Annotated in this window: 16 protein-coding genes and 1 pseudogene; 10 read left to right on the forward strand and 7 right to left on the reverse strand. The window is 42.1% G+C overall.

The features are described 5' to 3' along the window. Nucleotides 1-229 precede the first annotated feature (229 nt). The 4 genes and pseudogenes from HMPREF9421_RS10385 to HMPREF9421_RS06625 form a co-directional block, all read left to right on the forward strand. A pseudogene (locus tag HMPREF9421_RS10385) lies at nt 230-424 on the forward strand (SDR family oxidoreductase); the annotation flags it as partial. Nucleotides 425-600: 176 nt separating this feature from the next. Next, a complete protein-coding gene (locus tag HMPREF9421_RS06615; protein ID WP_006597309.1) occupies nt 601-1,203 on the forward strand; it encodes a hypothetical protein in 603 nt (200 codons plus the stop codon). 109 nt (nt 1,204-1,312) lie between these two features. Next, nucleotides 1,313-1,948 carry a copper homeostasis protein CutC gene (locus HMPREF9421_RS06620; RefSeq protein WP_006596243.1) on the forward strand — a complete coding sequence of 212 codons (636 nt, stop codon included), beginning with the start codon at nt 1,313-1,315 and terminating at the stop codon, nt 1,946-1,948. Nucleotides 1,949-2,023: 75 nt separating this feature from the next. Further along, the gene (locus HMPREF9421_RS06625) at nt 2,024-2,683 is read left to right on the forward strand and encodes an MmcQ/YjbR family DNA-binding protein (protein ID WP_006596244.1); all 660 of its coding nucleotides are present in this window, start codon (nt 2,024-2,026) and stop codon (nt 2,681-2,683) included. Between the two features lie 248 nt (nt 2,684-2,931). Here the strand turns inward: HMPREF9421_RS06625 and HMPREF9421_RS06630 are convergent, their stop codons facing one another. From HMPREF9421_RS06630 to HMPREF9421_RS06645, 4 genes are all read right to left on the reverse strand, one after another. Then, complete coding sequence (locus tag HMPREF9421_RS06630; protein ID WP_006596245.1) at nt 2,932-3,591, reverse strand: hypothetical protein; 660 nt, start codon at nt 3,589-3,591, stop codon at nt 2,932-2,934. Nucleotides 3,592-3,731: 140 nt separating this feature from the next. After that, nucleotides 3,732-5,000, reverse strand: coding sequence for an aminotransferase-like domain-containing protein (locus HMPREF9421_RS06635; protein WP_006596246.1), 1,269 nt, complete (start codon nt 4,998-5,000; stop codon nt 3,732-3,734). 232 nt (nt 5,001-5,232) lie between these two features. After that, nucleotides 5,233-5,880 carry a PAQR family membrane homeostasis protein TrhA gene (trhA, locus tag HMPREF9421_RS06640; protein ID WP_006596247.1) on the reverse strand — a complete coding sequence of 216 codons (648 nt, stop codon included), beginning with the start codon at nt 5,878-5,880 and terminating at the stop codon, nt 5,233-5,235. 2 nt (nt 5,881-5,882) lie between these two features. Beyond that, nucleotides 5,883-6,326, reverse strand: a complete 444-nt coding sequence (locus tag HMPREF9421_RS06645) for a DUF1836 domain-containing protein (protein WP_174263580.1) — start codon at nt 6,324-6,326, stop codon at nt 5,883-5,885. A 95-nt stretch (nt 6,327-6,421) separates the two neighbouring features. Here HMPREF9421_RS06645 and yaaA point away from each other — a divergent pair, with 95 nt between their 5' ends. Beyond that, the gene (gene yaaA, locus HMPREF9421_RS06650; protein WP_006596249.1) at nt 6,422-7,150 is read left to right on the forward strand and encodes a peroxide stress protein YaaA; all 729 of its coding nucleotides are present in this window, start codon (nt 6,422-6,424) and stop codon (nt 7,148-7,150) included. 103 nt (nt 7,151-7,253) lie between these two features. Here the strand turns inward: yaaA and HMPREF9421_RS06655 are convergent, their stop codons facing one another. After that, entirely contained in the window at nt 7,254-7,700 is a 447-nt protein-coding gene (locus HMPREF9421_RS06655; RefSeq protein ID WP_006596250.1) for a MarR family winged helix-turn-helix transcriptional regulator, read from the reverse strand. A 297-nt stretch (nt 7,701-7,997) separates the two neighbouring features. Between HMPREF9421_RS06655 and HMPREF9421_RS06660 the strand changes: the two genes are divergently transcribed. Continuing rightward, nucleotides 7,998-9,176, forward strand: a complete 1,179-nt coding sequence (locus HMPREF9421_RS06660) for a pyridoxal phosphate-dependent aminotransferase (protein WP_006596251.1) — start codon at nt 7,998-8,000, stop codon at nt 9,174-9,176. Between the two features lie 195 nt (nt 9,177-9,371). Here HMPREF9421_RS06660 and HMPREF9421_RS06665 read toward each other — a convergent pair whose 3' ends face one another. Beyond that, on the reverse strand, nt 9,372-10,424 hold the full coding sequence (locus tag HMPREF9421_RS06665; protein ID WP_006596252.1) for a hypothetical protein: 1,053 nt from the start codon (nt 10,422-10,424) through the stop codon (nt 9,372-9,374). A gap of 294 nt (nt 10,425-10,718) precedes the next feature. Between HMPREF9421_RS06665 and asnS the strand changes: the two genes are divergently transcribed. The 4 genes from asnS (at nt 10,719) to HMPREF9421_RS06685 (ending at nt 17,119) form a co-directional block, all read left to right on the forward strand. After that, on the forward strand, nt 10,719-12,062 hold the full coding sequence (gene asnS / locus HMPREF9421_RS06670) for an asparagine--tRNA ligase (RefSeq protein ID WP_006597308.1): 1,344 nt from the start codon (nt 10,719-10,721) through the stop codon (nt 12,060-12,062). A 271-nt stretch (nt 12,063-12,333) separates the two neighbouring features. Continuing rightward, nucleotides 12,334-13,533, forward strand: a complete 1,200-nt coding sequence (locus HMPREF9421_RS06675) for an MFS transporter (protein ID WP_006596255.1) — start codon at nt 12,334-12,336, stop codon at nt 13,531-13,533. 116 nt (nt 13,534-13,649) lie between these two features. Next, entirely contained in the window at nt 13,650-15,386 is a 1,737-nt protein-coding gene (locus HMPREF9421_RS06680) for an ABC transporter ATP-binding protein (RefSeq protein ID WP_006597311.1), read from the forward strand. Beyond that, nucleotides 15,383-17,119 (forward strand): ABC transporter ATP-binding protein, encoded by a 1,737-nt coding sequence (locus HMPREF9421_RS06685; RefSeq protein ID WP_006596257.1) that lies wholly within the window; start codon nt 15,383-15,385, stop codon nt 17,117-17,119. The genes HMPREF9421_RS06680 and HMPREF9421_RS06685 overlap by 4 nt, the downstream gene beginning before the upstream one ends. 310 nt (nt 17,120-17,429) lie before the next feature. Here the strand turns inward: HMPREF9421_RS06685 and HMPREF9421_RS06690 are convergent, their stop codons facing one another. Next, the gene (locus tag HMPREF9421_RS06690) at nt 17,430-18,584 is read right to left on the reverse strand and encodes an MFS transporter (RefSeq protein ID WP_040803031.1); all 1,155 of its coding nucleotides are present in this window, start codon (nt 18,582-18,584) and stop codon (nt 17,430-17,432) included. Between the last annotated feature and the right edge of the window lie 288 nt (nt 18,585-18,872).

Here is an 18,872-nt window from a genome sequence, read left to right on the forward strand (position 1 = left end):
ATTAGAAATGGAAAACGCGATAAAGAAAATAATGATCGCAATAATATATTGAACTGGCTTAGGTAAGTTATTCAATTTATCCATAAATTCTTTCATTGTTTGATCTCCTTATTGTTTGATTCTCTTATGATAAGTGTAGCATGAAATAACCCTCAAAAAAATAGGCGAAATAAGTGTTTTGTCATGATAATAAGCACAGTTATTCACCAGTTATCTTATTCAATTTAATGATGCTCATGAAGTTGGTAAGAACGCTGGTAAAGATGACGAATGGGGTATGCAAACTTTCGCTAAAGATATTACTCTCAAACGTTTGTCAGAACCCGAAGATGTCGCTGCAGCGGTTAGCTTCCTTGCTGGTCCTGATTCAAACTACATTACAGGACAAACCATCATCGTGGATGGTGGTATGCAATTCCATTAACATTCAAATAGGGGTTGGGATTTTTCCCACCTCTTTTTTTATGTGCACCTTATTCCTCTCGTTCGCTTTTTTTGAAAAATTAGGGTAGAATAGAAGTCATATTTTAAAAAAAGAATAGATCAATAGTGATAGAGATGAATTCTCTTCTATCCATCACAACGAAAAGAGGTGACCATATGTGGAAATGGATCAAACGACTCATCGGACTGACCTTCCTCCTAGTTATTGTCTTAGCAGTTTTCTTGATACCAGCAAAGGTTTCGACTCAAGAACAATTTAAAAATGTGACAGTGAATACTTCACTGGTAGATCTGGCTCAAGAAGGCCTCTCTACTGCAGACGTGACTGCTTCTGGCCTACAAACAGAGCTTCAACTGAATTCTCCTCAATTGCGCCAAGTTATTAAAGGAATGCTTGGAGAAGTTTCAGATGAAACTCTCCTCAATACAGCAGTTGCTATGAATGGAGACTATATCAATGTTCAGGTTCCGATTGAACTGGGACCGGTGGAAACCATGGTGAGCATGGACTTTTCAGCTAGTGTGACGGATCAACAATTGACCTTGAACCTAGAACGGGCCCGTCTTGGACATCTGCCGATTCCACGTAGTTTGGTTGCTTCAAAGATTGCTGAAAAAGTTAACCAAGAGGGTACAGGAGCTACTATGACAGAGAATCACATTCAAGTGACCTTGCCGACAAGTGGCTACCAAATCCATTCTGCGAAGGTCGAAAAAGGGAACATGGTATTACAAATTATCGTTCCAATTTCCTATTAAGCATCAACCATTGGTTTCTGATGATGCCGATGGTTTTTCTAATTGACAAAGCATTGAAAAAAGAGTAAGGTAGAACAAGAAAACGATTTCAAATACAGGGAGATTTAGGATGCCATTATATGAATTTTGTGCAGAGAACATAACACTGTTAGAGAAGGCTTTTCAAGCAGGAGCGCGTCGTGTAGAATTATGTGATAACTTAGCAGTTGGAGGTACGACTCCAAGCTATGGTGTGATCAAAGAGGCTGTGAAGCTTGCTAAAGATTATCAGGCCAAGGTCATCGTTATGATTCGTCCACGAGGTGGAGATTTTGTATACTCTGAGCAAGAGCTAGACATTATGTTAGAAGATTGGAAAGTTGCCCGTGACCTGGGTGTTGATGGCTTGGCTGTTGGGGTTTTGACTGCTGACAACCAGCTGGATAAAGATGCCATGCTTCGTTTCATCCAAGCCAGCCAAGGATTTGAATTGACCATGCATATGGCATTTGACCAGATTCCTTTAGAAGATCAAGCTCCGAGTATCGAGTGGATGAAGGAAGTGGGCGTGACGCGACTATTAACGAGAGCTGGAAGTCCAGAAACAGACTTAAAACTTCGTTTAGAGCGCTACAAAGAGTATGCACAGTTAGCTGATGGCCAGTTAGAAATCTTGGCAGGTGGTGGTATCTCTTTGGAGAATCGACAGCTTTTCCTTGACCTTCCAGGGGTGGATCAGGTCCATGGAACTCGTGTTGTCTTTTAAATGCATATGAGTTGAGGAAGAAATCTCAGCTCTTTTTTCTTGATTTTTGGTATACTGGAGGGAAAGGAGTAGAGCGTGTTTTTACCAGATTATTTTGAGAAATACAGTATAGACAAAGAAAAAGCCCTAGCTTATGGGTTTTCAAAGCAGGGAGAGAAGTTTCACTATGATCAACTGGTCCTGGATGGAGACTTCAAACTTTATGTGACTGTCCAAGGTAAGCAAGTGCATTTTTGGCTAGTGGATCAGGAGACAGGCGACGACTATGTGCAGCTTCATATGGACCAGATGGTTGGTCAATATGTTGGCCAAGTCAGAGAAGCTTGCCAGCAGGCCTTAGAAGACATCAGAAGCTCCTGTTTTGCTGTCAAAGATTTTTTGTATCCTCAGACCAAGCGCTTGGTGGATTGGATCAGCCAGCAATATGACCGTCCCATCGAATACCTCTGGGACCGTTCTCCGGACTCGGGTGTCTTCCGTCATCAAAAGGATCTCAAATGGTTTGGCGTCTTGATGAAGATAGACTGGTCCAAGCTAGATGCGAGGCAGGAAGGAAAGATTGAGGTCTTAAATATTAAACAAGATCATGTTAGCCAACTCTTAGAAGAACCCCATTTCTATCCGGCTTATCATATGAATAAGAAGTACTGGATCAGCATTCCTTTGGATGGTCGAGTAGAAGATGATCTTCTCTTTGGGCTTGTGGCTAAGAGCTGGGCCCTGACTAAGAAGTAAGGTTAATCCCAAATCATGAGGAAAAGCGATTGAAACATAAAAAAGAGGCTGGGACAAAAGTCCTAGCCTTTCAATTGTCTTTGGATTATCGAGCAAGACGCAGTGGTTGAGTGGGCTCTACTACGCTGATTTCATCAGCTTTTACAGCCCTGCTCAACTGTGCGGAGGTGGGACGACGAAATCGAATTCTAACGAATTACCGATTTCTGTCCCACTCTCTTTTTATAGTGGAGAAATTCCCAGCCCTATTATTCTTTGGTCAATGAGAAGTGGAAATCTTTGTAATTATTATAGTCAAAATCTGTATTAATATCTGTAGTAAAGGCTATCGGAGTATAGTGTCCTTCCTCTAGGATAAATCCTGGTCTGAAACGGAAATTTGCAACTCCTAAACCGGTAATACCTGGAAGAAGTGCATCTGCCCCGTCAAGTCCTTCAGAGTCCCAATAATAGACATTTCCAGATGCTTGAATAGCTCTTGCAGTATAGGTAGCTGTGCGGGTTGGTTCACTATCATTTTTAAAGCTAACAACAGTTGTAATATCCCCATTGGCTTCAACAGTCATTTTGATGCTATCTGCTTGAGGACTAGATCCTACCCAAGTACCGACAAGATCTGCAGGAACGACAGTTTGATTAGTTGAAGTGGTATCTCCAGCCTTACTTGTTTCAGATGAAGCGGGTGTATTACTTGCTTGATTTGAAGAATCGACCCCTTCTTTTGTCTGAGAAGAAGAAACGGTAGTTTTCTTGTTCAAACTAGCTTTTGGTTTTTTCTCAACTTTTGAGCTAGAAGCTTTTTCGGATGAAGAAGGAGTTTTTGCTTTTGTGCCACATCCTCCCGAAGCAAGTCCAAGTGATGCAGCCACAAGAGAGGCTGCAGTCCAACGAATTATAGATCGTTTCATAAAATCACCTCTATATCTTTCTGACTTAGATTATACTCCTATTGTTACAGATGTCAAGCTTTATTTGTAATAAATGTAATTATTTTGTAACATAGTTTTATATATAAAAATAAATCATAAGATAATCTGGTGAGGATGCATCACAGATAAGCTTGAATCTTTCCCAATACTTCTTCCAGTTTGTCCTGTTCAATGCGGGCAAAGGCATAGGGACAAGTTTGGATATAGGCTGGTTCAAAGAAGCGAAGGGGAAGTCCACTGTGTTTTAGTCGTGCAATCGAAGAAACTTGTCTCAAATCTAGCAAGACTCCCCCAATGACAGGCCAAGCGGGAATGGGGAGAGAATGTTGATAGAGAAGAGAAGTAGCCTGCTCTGTTTGGATGGCTTGCTGTTGGTGAAGGAGACCTTTATTTTTGGCAAACATGCCATTGTCAATATAGAGACTCAAGGCCTTCTGCATGACCAAGTTACTCTCGTAGTCAAGTGTTCCCTTCAATTTTAAGACAGGGGCTAGGAGGGCTTGGGGCAGGACCATAGAAGTGATCCGAAGGGCAGAGAAGAGGCTGGTAGAAAAAGACTTGATGTAGATGACCCGGTCGGATGCATCCAGGTAATGAAAGCTAGGTGAAAAATGCGGATCATAATCCCCCAAGTAATCGTCTTCGACAATATAGACATCATAAAGCTTTGCTAAGGCTAATATCTGTTCCTTCTCTTGCTTGCTATAACTATGTCCCAGCGGGTAATGGTGGCGCGGAATGGTATAGAAAAATTTGATCTTGCCGGTTTTAAAGATCGTTTCCAATTGATCAAAGTCAATTCCTTTGGGCGAACGACTAATACTTTGGTAAGGCAAGTCCTGGTCTTTGATGAGCTTATTGATACGATAGTAGGTTGGCTGTTCTACTAAGATTTCTTCTTTTTGGTTCGGAAAGGCTACCTGGCTTAGGAGGTAGAGAGCTTGCTGGGTCCCTGAGGTAATAATGATTTGTTGCTCTTGGGTGTATATCGCATCTTCTCGAAGGAGAGAAGCAATAGAGTGACGGAGGTCGACTAGACCTTCCTGCTTTTCATAGTAGTTGAAGAGGTAATTATCACGGCCTATTAAAGTTTCATTGATACAAGTCCGGAAGTCTTCAAAGGCCTGAAAGCGATCTTCCTTGAGACGTAGAGGAAGGTCGGTATGCTTCACTGTCTCTTCCTCCAAGACATAGTAGCCACTTTGGGGCTTGGCATAGATGTAGTTTTTATAGCTGAGCTCAAGCAAGGCACGCTGGACAGTGTCCTTGCTACAAGCATACTGACTGGCCAGTTGGCGAACAGAAGGCAGGCGGTCTCCGGTTTTTAGGATTCCTTGGTCAATCTGGTTTTTCAATGTTGTAAAAATCTTTTGGTATTTGGTTGTCATAACTGTCCCCGTACAATTTTTCTTTATTGTAGTCAATTGGGGTTAAAATTGCAAGTAAAGAATAATAAAAAAGACTCCCATTTTGAGAGTCCTTGATTGATGATAAAGTTTCAGTATTTGTTTAAACGAACCTACTAGTGTATTATTTAAAATTTTTCAGCTTCTCTTGAATTGTATTAAATAAAAATGTAGGTCAATATTCTTAGACTCCCGTTTTGGAAGTCCCAGTCTCTTACATGACATACACAATCGCGATATATTGGAGAGCAGAAGCAGCTAGGATGAAGAGATGCCAAATCATATGAAAGTAAGGCTTCTTTTTGGCGTAGAATCCAGCTCCAACTGTGTAACATAGGCCACCCATCAGCATCAAGCCCCAGAAGGTTGGACTTGTTTGGCTAATGATCTGCGGGATGATAAAAATCACCAACCAACCCATAATCAAATAGAGGGCCAGACTGAATTTTTCATTTACCTTCTTAGCAAAAATCTTGTAGAGTATCCCAAAAATAGTCGTCCCCCATTGAATCAGGATAATGGCATAGCCGAACCAGTTGTTCATGAGAGAAAGGACGACGGGTGTGTAGCTACCTGCTATGGCAATATAAATCATGGAGTGATCGATGATTCGAAGGACATACTTCTGAGGTGAGTCATAGGCCATAGCATGGTAGATGGTCGATGAGAGAAACATGAGAAAGAGACTGATGACAAAAATAGAAGTCCCGACAGCTGATAGAGTCCCATGTGTTTCATAACTATAAATAGCAGAAGTTGGTAAGAGAAAGAGCATCAAAACGGCACCGACTGCATGGGTGACACTATTTGCGACTTCCTCTCCAAAGGATAATCGTTTACTTAATTTACTAGCATAATTCACTTTTATTTTTCCTCCTCAGAATGAACATGGATATAGGATAGGGTTTCTTGGTAGAGTAGCACGGTACGACAGGCAGATTCGATAATAGGTGCCAAAGGTTCTTTTTCCTCATGTAGGAAGTCTACAAAACTATTATAGAGGTCTGCAGAATCAGCTTGACTCTGCAGGAGGTTCAAAGTTGCTGCAATCTCTTGGATGGAAAAGACCGTTTTTAAGGTCGTAATAGCAATGAGACGGGCAACCTGCTGTCGCTTGTATTTCTTCTTATCTGGTTTTGGCAGATAACTGTGTTTAACGTAATTATTGACCATGGAGGCTGTCAAGCCCTTGTCTGTTTTTGAGATAAAAGGCGCACAAACCTTATTGACATAGAGGAGGACTTGGTCCAAATAAAGGTCAATATCAGGAATTTCTTCCCACTTGGGATAACTGTAGTTGAATAAAATAGTTGTCACCTCTTTGATATCTGGTTTTCGTAACTAGATGATAACATGTTGATGATTTTATGTCAAGCGAAAGTGAAATATGGTAAAATAATTCTATGAAACTATTAATTCCAACTGCAAAAGAAATGAATCTGGATACCCTAGAAAAAACGGGGAATCCTGTATCAAATGAGACACAAGAGGTCATCGATGCCTTAGCTTCATTATCTCTAGAAGAGTTAGCCTCACTTTATAAGATTTCTATAGAGCGAGCAAGTGAGGAGGATCAGCGGATCAAAGCACTCAAGTCTGGTACAGCTAAGACATACCCTGCTTTGAGGCTCTTTGACGGCCTTATGTATCGGAATATTCGCCGAACAGACTGGACAAAGGAAGAAGAAGCTTACGTGCAAGAGCACCTTTTAATTACCTCAGCTCTTTACGGGGTGATTCCAGCCCTTGCTTCGATTGCTCCCCATCGTTTGGACTTTCTAATGAAGCTTAAGGTCCAAGGGAAATCCTTAAAGACTTTTTGGAAGGCATTCTATGATAAAGCCCTTCAAGGTGAAGACCTGATTATTTCTTTACTTTCCAGTGAGTTTGAAACAGTCTTTTCTAAGGAGATTCAAAATCGGATGGTAACTTTTAAATTCCTTGAAGAGAAGAATGGGCAGTTGAAGGTTCACTCAACCATTTCAAAGAAAGCGCGTGGGGCTTTTGTGACAGCTTTATTAGAGAAGCAGATTACAAAGGTCGAAGAGATGAAGCAGCTAACCTTTAGTGGCTTTGCATACCAGTCTGCGTTATCGACTGAAAAACAATTAGTCTTTGTGAAATATGAGTAAAATAGAAGGTACTAGTCAGCAACTACTAGTACATTTTGTTCTTGAGTATAAAAAAAACGCGTTCATAGTTAGCCATGAACACGACTGATTGAATGATTAGAATTTAGTGGGAGCCCTTTAATTTTTTCAGAAGAGTTTGCAGTTGTTTTTGTTCTTCTTCACTAAAGACACTCATAACTTTTTGAACATTTTGTATATGATCAGGAAGTACTTCGATAATTTTTTTACGTCCCTTTTCTGTCAAAGAAACAATGCAGGCACGACGGTCGTCTGGATCGGTTTCACGCTTGATCCATCCATCACGCACCATGTTTCGAATGACGACAGTCATATTTCCAGAGGTCGCTAAAATACTGTCAATCAGGTTCTGAATCCGCAGATCCCCCTTACTATACAAGGTTTCCAAAACGGAAAACTGAGTAGGGGTCAACTGATGGTCCTTAAAGACATGGGACTCTGCTGCACGAAAAGTCCGTTCCGCCTTGTGAAAGATAATCATGGTTTTTAATTCTGTTTGGGCCTCTTCAAATAGTTTTTCTAAATTCTTCATACTATTATTTTATCAATAAATAGTATTAGACGCTATTAAGCCTTAATATCAAATACATTACAGGCGGGTGACAAGGTAATAGAATTATCAACACAATAAATAGGTCTGTTAACTTTAATCTCAAATTATTTACTTGTCCAATAGTAAGAAGGAGTAAAGTTTCTGGGTAATCCTTAGTAAAATCTTGCTCCAAGTCAGATAGATGGTGTATAATATAGGTGTTGTAGCCAGTTTTGGTAGAATCTTAGTCTAAGTTGGTTCGTCTGTAGCTGGTCCCAAATAGAAAGTAGGTAAGGTATGAAAATTTCTGATCGTGTATTAAAGATGGAAGAAAGTGTCACCCTAGCAAGTGATGCCAAAGCAAAAAAACTTAAGGCAGAAGGAAAAGATATCCTCTTTCTAACCTTGGGCCAGCCTGATTTTCACACTCCTGAGAATATTCAGGATGCTGCAGTTCAAGCTATTCGCGATGGGCGGGCTTCCTTTTATACGGTTGCTTCTGGCATGCCAGCATTAAAGGCTGCCGTCAATACCTATTTCGAACGCTATTATGGATATTCCGTTTCACCAAATCAAGTCACCTTTGCGACTGGTGCGAAGTTTTCGCTCTATACCTTCTTTATGGCTGTGCTCAATCCAGGTGATGAGGTCATCATTCCAACACCATACTGGGTCAGCTATGGAGATCAGGTCCTGATGGCAGAAGGGGTTCCTGTCTATGTTAAGGGACACCAAGCCAATGATTTTAAGGTATCCGTTGAGCAATTGGAAGAAGCTCGCACAGAAAAGACCAAGGTCTTGGTCTTAAACTCTCCTTCTAATCCGACGGGAATGATTTATAGCAAGGACGAACTCCTAGCCATTGGGAATTGGGCTATCGAACATGAAATTATTATCCTAGCGGATGATATCTATGGTCGCCTGGTCTATAACGGAAATGAGTTCGTTCCGATTTCAAGCTTATCGGAAGCCATCCGCAAACAAACGGTTGTCATTAACGGGGTTTCAAAAGCCTACGCCATGACAGGTTGGCGGGTTGGTTATGCGGTTGGTGATCCAGAAATCATCGGAGCTATGAGTAAACTGACTGGTCAAACAACTTCCAACCTGACAGCTGTATCGCAGTATGCTACGATTGAAGCCTTGACAGGGCCACAAGACTCAGTAGAGGTGATGCGTCAAGCCTTTGAGGAGCGCTTGAACACCATTTATCCTCTTTTGTGCGAAGTTCCAGGTTTTGATGTGATTAAGCCACAGGGAGCTTTCTATCTCTTCCCAAATGTCAAAAAAGCCATGGAGATGAAAGGTTATACGGATGTGACAGAGTTTGCAACTGCCATCTTGGAAGAAGTGGGAGTTGCCCTCATCACAGGTGCTGGATTTGGAGCTCCAGAGAATATCCGTCTTAGCTATGCAACTGACTTGGAGACCCTGAAGGAAGCAGTTCGTCGCTTGCATCAATTTATGGAAAATTAAAAATTAAGAGGCTGGGACAAAAGTCCTAGCCTCTCAATTGTCTTTGGATTATCGAGCAAGACGCAGTGGTTGAGTGGGCTCTACTACGCTGATTTCATCAGCTTTTTACAGCCCTACTCAACTGTGCGGAGGTGGGACGATGAAATCGAATTCTAACGAATTACCGATTTCTGTCCCACTCTCTTTTCTTTAGAATTATAAGAAATCGACAGAAAGAATAGTGTTCCCTTTTTTCACAGGAACACGGGTCTTAGCCCCATTGTTTCCTTTTGGGAGGCGGAATTTTTTCACTTCTGGACTAGATGGTTTTGCTGGAGCCTTCTTGCTAACAGGTACGCGTGTTTTGGCTCCATTATTTCCTTTTGGAAGACGAAGTTTCTGAACAGGTTTTTCTGGAGTAGAAGGAGTCACCGGTTTCTCATCAAGAGTGCTTGTCACTTCTTTATAGAAATAGGTTACAGTAACTAGGTTAGAAACATGGAGTTTATGAGAGGTCAATTCTCCTTTGTCAGCAGATTGGAAGGTATAAGTTTTTCCATTAGCTTGGATCTGAGCGGGTGCTGTTGGGAGACCAGCTTCATAAGCCAAATCAAGGCTCCGCTCGACACTGTTTTCTTGAGAAGGAGCAATTTCTTGTCCCTTATCGTCTACAAAACGAGCACGTTTTACAACTTCAGGATTCAAATCGATATCGTCATAGAGATGAATGACTTCAATAACGGGCGCGGTAGCAGTTCCTTTTTCAGGAGCGCTCTTGTAATGGAATCCATCTTTAATATCAAGCTCAGAGTATCTCACTCGATACCATGTTTTTCCATATTCATCTGTAACGGTTGCTGGGCCATTACCAGATACGTCATATTCGGTAAAAGCGCGGGCTTCAACTGTCTTGTAGACGACATCTGTAGAAGATGCAATTGGAGAAAAGTCTGGTTTCAGAGTGCGACGACGATGGATGACACGAATTTCAGAGATTCGTGGATCTTCTGGAGTTTCAGCAGGAGCTGGGGTTGATTCCTCAACTGTTGGGGTTATTGTTTCTTCACTAGGAAGTGGAGCTATTGCTTCGTTTGTAACTGTAGCAACTGAACTATCTGAAGTTGCTGAAATAGGAGCAAGCCTATCTTGTCGTTCAGTGATAGGAGCAGTGACAGGTGTTGTCTGCTCATCTGCTAATGTTATTGTTGCGAGACTGAGGGCTAAAACAGCTGCACACAATCCCGTAGTGAGTTGAATTTTCTTTTTCATATTTTCTCCTTATACATACAGTTAGTATAACTTGTAAGCTTTTGACTTGTCAAAAACAGTTGCTAAAAAGACTAAAAAAACTGGATTTTCCTATGAAAAATCAAAATATAGGATAAAATATTTAAATCGGTTCAAGAATTTGAAAAAGTTGATTGACTTTTCTTAAAAAATGTCAGCTTTCGTTAAAAAAGACGGATTTTTAGATTGTGAGAGATAGCTATCGGCTATTATTTGTGGTAAAATGAAAGGTGACCATGTCTTCGGACAAGTACAATGAGAAAAGGAAGATCTATTATGACAAAACGGATTACCATCATCGAAGTAAAGGACTATGTCGGTCAAGAAGTGACCATCGGTGCTTGGGTGGCGAATAAATCAGGAAAAGGGAAGATCGCATTCTTGCAATTGCGTGACGGAACGGCCTTCTTCCAAGGTGTTGCTTTCAAACCAAACTTTATCGAAAAATTCGGCGAAGAAGTAGGTCTTGAAAAATTTGATACTATCAAACGTCTAAGCCAAGAAACTTCTGTTTTCGTGACAGGGATTGTTAAAGAAGACGAGCGTTCTAAATTTGGTTATGAGCTCGATATTACAGACATCGAAGTGATTGGTGAATCTCAAGACTACCCAATCACTCCAAAAGAGCATGGAACAGACTTCTTGATGGACAACCGTCACTTGTGGTTGCGTTCACGCAAGCAAGTTGCTGTGATGCAAATCCGTAATGCTATCATCTATGCAACTTATGAGTTCTTCGATAAGAACGGCTTCATGAAGTTTGATAGCCCAATTCTTTCAGGAAATGCGGCAGAAGATTCGACTGAACTTTTTGAAACAGACTACTTTGGTACTCCAGCTTACTTGAGCCAATCTGGTCAGCTTTATCTTGAAGCGGGTGCTATGGCCCTTGGTCGCGTCTTTGACTTTGGTCCAGTATTCCGTGCTGAGAAATCTAAGACTCGTCGTCACTTGACTGAGTTCTGGATGATGGACGCTGAGTACTCATACTTGACACACGACGAGTCACTTGACTTACAAGAAGCTTATGTTAAAGCTTTGCTTCAAGGTGTGTTGGACCGTGCTCCTCAAGCTTTGGAAACATTGGAGCGTGATACTGAGCTCTTGAAACGCTATATTGCAGAACCATTCAAACGGATCACTTATGATGAAGCGATTGATCTCTTGCAAGAGCATGAAAATGATGAAGATGCGGACTACGAACATCTTGAACATGGTGATGACTTCGGTTCACCACATGAAACATGGATTTCAAACCACTTTGGTGTACCAACCTTTGTCATGAACTACCCAGCAGCTATCAAGGCCTTCTACATGAAGCCAGTTCCTGGAAATCCAGACCGCGTTCTTTGTGCAGACTTGCTCGCACCAGAAGGTTACGGAGAAATCATCGGTGGTTCAATGCGTGAGGAAGATTACGATGCCCTTGTAGCGAAGATGGAATCTCTTGGTATGGATCGTACAGAATATGAATTTTACCTTGACCTTCGTAAATACGGTACAGTTCCACACGGCGGATTTGGTATCGGTATCGAGCGTATGGTTACCTTCGCAGCAGGTACAAAACACATCCGTGAAGCCATTCCATTCCCACGTATGTTGCACCGTATCAAACCTTAATAACTATGAGGCTGGGACAAAAGTCCTAGCCTCTCAATTGTCTTTGGATTATCAAGCAAGACGCAGTGGTTGAGTGGGCTCTACCACGCTGATTTCATCAGCTTTTACAGCCCTACTCAACTGTGCGGAGGTGGGACGACGAAATTGAATTCTAACGAATTAGCGATTTCTGTCCCACTCTCACTTTAAATGAAAGAGGTGGAGAAAATGTAGGCAAATCTCAGTAAGTCTTTTAGAAACAATCATATTACTTATTGAAAGAGAGAAAAAAATGTTTAAAAGAACTTACAAAGGCAATATTCCACTCCTAGCAGGTCTGGAATTCACTTCTTACTTCGGAATTACCAGTTTTTGGATTTTATTCTTTATTCAAAATGGTCTTTCCTTGCTTCAAATCGGTCTATTAGAAAGTATCTTTCATGGGACGAGCCTCTTGTGCGAGATCCCATCTGGTATGTTAGCCGACCGATTTAGTTACAAGACCAATCTCTATTTGGCTCGCTTGGCCAGCATTGGATCCTCTATCTTGATCTTGTTTGGTCAGGGGAATTTTTGGATTTATGCTATCGCTATGATGGTCAGTGCTTGGTCTTATAATTTTGACTCGGGAACCAGCACTGCTTTCTTATACGATTCTGCGGTAGAAGCAGGGCAAAAGGACCGGTATCTTCAGATTTCTAGCTTTTTGTCTGGCGTGGCCGAAGTCACCCGAACTTTAGGTACCGTTGTGGCAGGCTTCTTTGTTCATGGCGCCTTGGCTTGGACCTACCTAATTGCTATTGGTCTTTCCTTGCTTTCCATAGTCTTGATTTTTCTGATGAAGGAGCCAGAGAGCAAGAGTGGTGAAAGAAATCATTTGACCTTAAAAAGGATATTGGTAGTAGTGAAACAAGAATGGCAGGAAAAACCAGTACTTTTTTACTGGATGCTCACCTATCAGCTGGTAGGAACCATCATGTGTATGTTTTATTTTTACTACCAACAGAAAATTAGTGACTTAGCCAGTTGGCAAGTTTCGCTCATCATGTTGATTGGTAGTGGAATCAATCTCCTAGCGGTTTATCTGGCCAGTCAAATCGGGAAAAAATGGAATAGTAATCAAGTCTTTCCGGTTTTGGTTGCATTGACAGGGGTGGCCTTGTTTTTGGTAGGTGTAAGGACTCCATTCGCCTATCTGAGTGTCTATCTCTTGACCAATGCCCTTTATGCCGTTTATCAACCCATCTACTACAATGAGTTACAATCTTATCTGCCTTCTAGTGTGCGAGCAACCATGCTGAGTATCAACTCAATGATGTTTAGTCTTTCCATGATCGTGATCTTCCCACTGACTGGTTGGTTCATTGATAGTTGTGGATTTGTAGCTGTTTTTCTTGTGCTAGGCCTGATAACACTCATCTCTTTCCCTCTCTTACTGATTGGATTAGGGAAAATGGGCAAGATCTTAAACAAGGGGACAAAGACGGAATAAAATTTCTGACCTTCATCAGGTCATTATTCGACTCTCTCTGCTTTGCAGGGAGAGTTTTTTTATCTTTCTAAATTGTGGTAAAATAAGTACATCCATTAGAAAGAAAAATGACTAGTATGAAAGACTTATTGAAATACTTCAGGAATTATAAAAAAGAAACCATACTGGGACCGTTTTTCAAGTTGTTAGAAGCAACTTTTGAATTACTGGTTCCACTTTTAATTGCCCATCTGGTCGATCAGCTCATCCCCCGTCAGGATCAAGGGGGGATATTTGGACTGGTTGGTCTCTTATTTGTTTTTGCTGGTTTTGGGGTTCTTGTAGCGATAACGGCCCAATATTATTCATCAAAAGCAGCAGTAGGCTATACCAAGGAATTGACTAATGACCTGTATGAGAAGATTCTCAGCTTGTCTAAGGAGCAAAGAGACCGTTTAACCACTTCAAGTCTCGTGACGCGCTTAACCAGTGATACCTATCAGATTCAAACGGGGATTAATCTCTTTTTACGTCTATTTCTCCGTGCGCCAATTGTTGTTTTTGGTTCGATTTTTATGGCCTTCACCATTAGTCCGCAACTGACCCTGTGGTTTATTGGTATGGTTGCTCTCTTGTCCCTCATCATTGTCCTTATGTCTCGTCTGGTCAATCCTCTTTATGCGCGCATCAGGAAAATTACGGACCGAATGGTTACCATCACGCGTCAGCAGTTACAAGGGATGAGGGTTATCCGCGCCTTTGGGCAGGCAGCTCACGAAGAAGCAGAGTTTAATGAGGTTAACCAAGACTATACTAAGTGGCAATTAGTGGTCTCTAAATGGTCTAGTTTAATCAGTCCCTTGACTTTCCTCGTCGTGAATGGAACCTTGATTTGTATTCTTTGGCAAGGGCAATCCTCTATTCAAATGGGGACCCTCAGTCAAGGAATGTTGGTCGCTTTGGTCAATTACCTGCTTCAAATCTTAACAGAATTATTGAAGTTGGCCATGTTGGTAACATCGCTCAACCAAAGCTATATTGCTGCTGGTCGGATAGTCCAGGTCTTTGATGAGAAAAGTGAAGAGCTGGATCAAGAGTTGGATGATGCATCTGTTTCTGACCCTCAGCTGGCTCTTCATATCCAAGACCTTGTCTTTACCTATCCTTTAGCCGCAAAACCATCCTTAGAAGGTATTGATTTATCGTTAAAGAAGGGACAAACCTTGGGAATTATTGGAGGGACAGGATCAGGGAAGTCCACTCTGGTTCAATTGCTAGGGCATCTTTATAGCCCAAGCCAGGGTAGTGTAAGTGTCTTTAAAGATGGACAGAGTCCCAAGGCCCTTCGTCAGTGGCGTGACTGGGTAGCAGTGGTACCTCAAAAGGCTGAGCTCTTTAAAGGAAGCATTCGTTCGAATTTAACCTTGGGATTAGATGCAGAGCCGAGTGAGGAGAAGTTGTGGTGGGCCTTGGAAGTTGCGCAAGCAGCTGATTTCGTCCGTGAGAAAGAGGGAGGACTAGAGGCTCCCGTAGAAGCTTTTGGACGGAATTTTTCTGGTGGTCAATGTCAACGTTTGACCATAGCACGTGCTATCCTTCGCCAAGCACCATTTTTGGTATTGGATGATTCTACATCTGCCTTGGACTATTTGACAGAAGCACGACTTTTACAGGCTCTAAAAGAGGAATTGACGGAGACAAGCCTCATTCTCATTTCGCAGCGGACCAATAGTCTACGAAGTGCTGAGCAAATTCTCGTCTTAGATAAAGGTCGTCAAGTCGGCCTGGGAAGTCATGAGGACTTGCTGGCAACGAATCCTTTATACCAAGAGATTCATTACTCCCAACAGAAGAGAGAGGAGGGGGCAGAATGAAACAGAAGACTTATTTACGGCGCTTGCTTGCTGATATAGCCAAACAGCCCATTTGGCCAATCTTAGCCAGTCTGGGAACCATCTTACAAGTCTTGTTGACCGTTTATATCCCTATCCTAATCGGGCGGGCAATAGACTTAGTGGTCCTCCCTGATGCAGCTCACCTCATACTCCCACTTATCCTGCAAATGGGTCTAGTGATCCTCTTTGCAACCTTGATTCAATGGTTGAATCCTTTAATTTACAATCAGATGATCTATCGCTACAGTAAGGATTTAAGGGAAAAGGTCATCCAGAAAGTGCATGTCCTTCCTTTATCTTACCTGGACCGTCAAGGCACTGGGGATTTGGTCAGTCGCTTGACCACGGACGTTGAACAACTGAACAATGGTTTATTCATGGTCTTCAGTCAGTTCTTTGTTGGTCTTCTTACGATTCTAGTGACCATAGCTAGTATGGCCCGATTGGATTGGATGATGATGGGGATGGTCTTGATCTTGACACCCTTATCACTCTTTATCGCCCGCTTTATTGCCAAGCGTTCTTACCATCTCTTCAGGATGCAGACCCAGGCGCGTGGGGCTCAGACGCAGATGATTGAAGAATCTCTTAGTCAAGAAAGCTTGCTTCAAGCCTTCAATGCTCAGGATGCATTTCATAGGAAGTTTATCGAGATCAATGGCGACTATGCTGGTTACTCTCAAGAAGCGATTTTTTATTCCTCCACCGTTAATCCTGCGACGCGCTTTGTCAATGCCCTAATTTATGCGTTGGTGACGGGATTTGGAGCCTTCCGAATCCTATCGGGTACTGGCTTTACTGTTGGCCAGTTGGTGACCTTCCTCAACTATGTCAATCAGTATACCAAACCCTTCAATGACATCTCATCTGTTCTTGCTGAGTTGCAAAGTGCCTTGGCCTGTGCCGAACGGCTCTATAGTGTCTTGGATCAAGAGGAAGTGAAAGAAAGTGGCAAGAAAGACTTGCAAGAAGAGGCTGTAGAAGGAGCTGTCCAATTTGATCATATTAGCTTTGGGTATCGCCCTGATCAGCCCCTCATAAAGGACCTCTCCGTTTCCATCCCGCCTGCTAGCAAGGTAGCCATTGTCGGTCCGACTGGGGCTGGGAAATCCACACTGATTAACCTTCTCATGAGATTTTATGAGGTCGATCAAGGTCGCTTGCTCTTAGACCAAGAAGCTGTAACTAGCTATACTTTAGCTAGTTACCGTAAGCAGTTTGGGATGGACCTTCAAGAGACTTGGCTCAAAGTGGGAACGGTTCATGAAAATATCGCATTTGGATGCCCGAATGCTAGTCGGGAAGACGTGATTCAAGCAGCTAGGGCTGCCAATGCTGATTTCTTTATTCAACAGCTTCCAGATGGCTATGATACCTATCTAGCAGATGCGGGGGATTCCCTCTCTCAAGGACAAAGACAGCTTCTGACCATTGCACGGGTCTTTCTTGCAGTGCCTAAGATTCTAATACTAGATGAGGCAACATCTTCCATTGATACGCGGACGGAGTTGCTCATCCAGGATGCTTTTAATAAGCTGATGGTGGGTCGGACCAGCTTTGTGATCGCCCATCGCCTGTCTACGATTGAGAATGCAGACTTGATTCTTGTCATGGTAGATGGAAATATCGTTGAACATGGCGATCATTCGGAGTTGATGGCACAAAAAGGTATTTATTACAAAATGCAAACTGCCCAACTTTCGAATCAGTAAGACAAAACAAGACTGGATGGTAATCCAGTCTTGTCAGATTGAAGATAAAGTCTTCCGAAAAACTTTCCTTAGGTGAGTGCGGACGTCAGCGAACTTCGAAGAAGTTCCATGACTTAGTTTTGAGCCTAAGGTCTCAAAACTCCCGAGTGCCTGAAACTATTGTGTTTCAGGCACTTTTCTCACAGCGGAAAGTTTTTAATCTTCTTAAATGGCAAAATAAGTCATATTTTGAAAGTATCTAGCTGTTTTATGTAAAATAATAGTTTGTCTACATTCAAACAAGACTGGATGGTAATCCAGTCTTTTGTGTTTAATCCTGTTGATCTTTTAAAAGATAGAGAAGTGAGAAGGCTAGGAGAGCCATAGCAATACCTAATACATTAAAGATAAAAGCGTTGCTGTCGGAGATAAGACCGATGGTATTGAGGGCGAAAGGTGTAATGGCCGCTCCGAAGCTACAGCCCAAGACGGCTACCGAGGTCACCTGGTTTAATCGTCTAGCAGGAATCTTGGCTGACAAGATTTGGAAAACCATGGTAAGAGCAGTACTGTATGTATAGCCTGAGAAGAGGGCGGAAAGAGCCAGAAGAGGGATACTTGGTGAAAGTGCTACAGCCATCATGGAGATTCCGTAAGCAATCCCGGCATAAGTGATCAATTTGCTCTTGAACAAATGAACAAGACCAGAGAAGGTGAGACCAGCTAGAATGCCAATCAATTGCATAGCACTTAGAATGAAGCTGGCTGAATTATGCTGATCCTTGAAAGTGTAGGCGACAATACTAGGAATGCGAAGAGTCACTCCGACGTTGCATAGAACGATCATAGCGGCTACAATGGCTAAAATAATAGTCAACTTCCATTCTTCTTTTTGGAGTGGTTCTTTATGATTGGCGTGGATATGTTGACTTTCCTCTTGCTGGTGGTAAGGGACAAAGGTCATGAAGAGAAAGAGAACGATTAATCCAGCCCCGTAGGCTAGGAAGCTAGAAGTCCAGCCAAATTGGAGGAGGAAGCCGACCAATAAAGTGACGAGGGCTGTCCCTACGACTTCGGCAGAACCACGAAAACCAAGAGTTTGGATTCGTTCTCGTCCCTGGTAGCGTTCGCTGATAATTGAAATAGCCTTAGCATTGATCAATCCGACTCCCATCCCAAAGATGAAACGAGAGATGAAGAGGATAGGATAGGCTTGGTTAAAGAAAGGGACCATTCCAAAGATTGAGAGGATTAATAGACCGGTGATAATCATCTTTCTCTCATCTAAGAAGCGTTCGATAAAAGTGTTGAGAAAGAGGGTGACCATAATTCCAGCGGATGGAAGAGATACTAATAGTTCGATTTGACTTTTTGGGAGATCCTTATAGTATTCAAACATATAGGGAAGTGCACTCGAAATCGAAAAAGACGTTGTTAATACAAGAGATAAGGAAAGGATACTAACCTTTTCTAATAATTTTTTCATAATCATCCTTTAATCACATATTTAGTCAAAAGACACTCTACTATGTTATAGTTTTTTGCTTCATTTAGCAAGTTATTTAAATGAAATTTCTTAATATTTTTTATATTTGGAAGAAGAAAAAAGGGAGTGGGACAGAAATCGGTAATTCGTTAGAATTCGATTTCGTCGTCCCACCTCCGCACAGTTGAGTAGGGCTGTAAAAGCTGATGAAATCAGCGTAGTAGAGCCCACTCAACCACTGCGTCTTGCTCGACAATCCAAAGACAATTGAGAGGCTAGGACTTTTGT

Origin of the sequence: Streptococcus australis ATCC 700641, assembly GCF_000186465.1 — a bacterium.
Taxonomy (GTDB): Bacteria; Bacillota; Bacilli; order Lactobacillales; family Streptococcaceae; genus Streptococcus; species Streptococcus australis.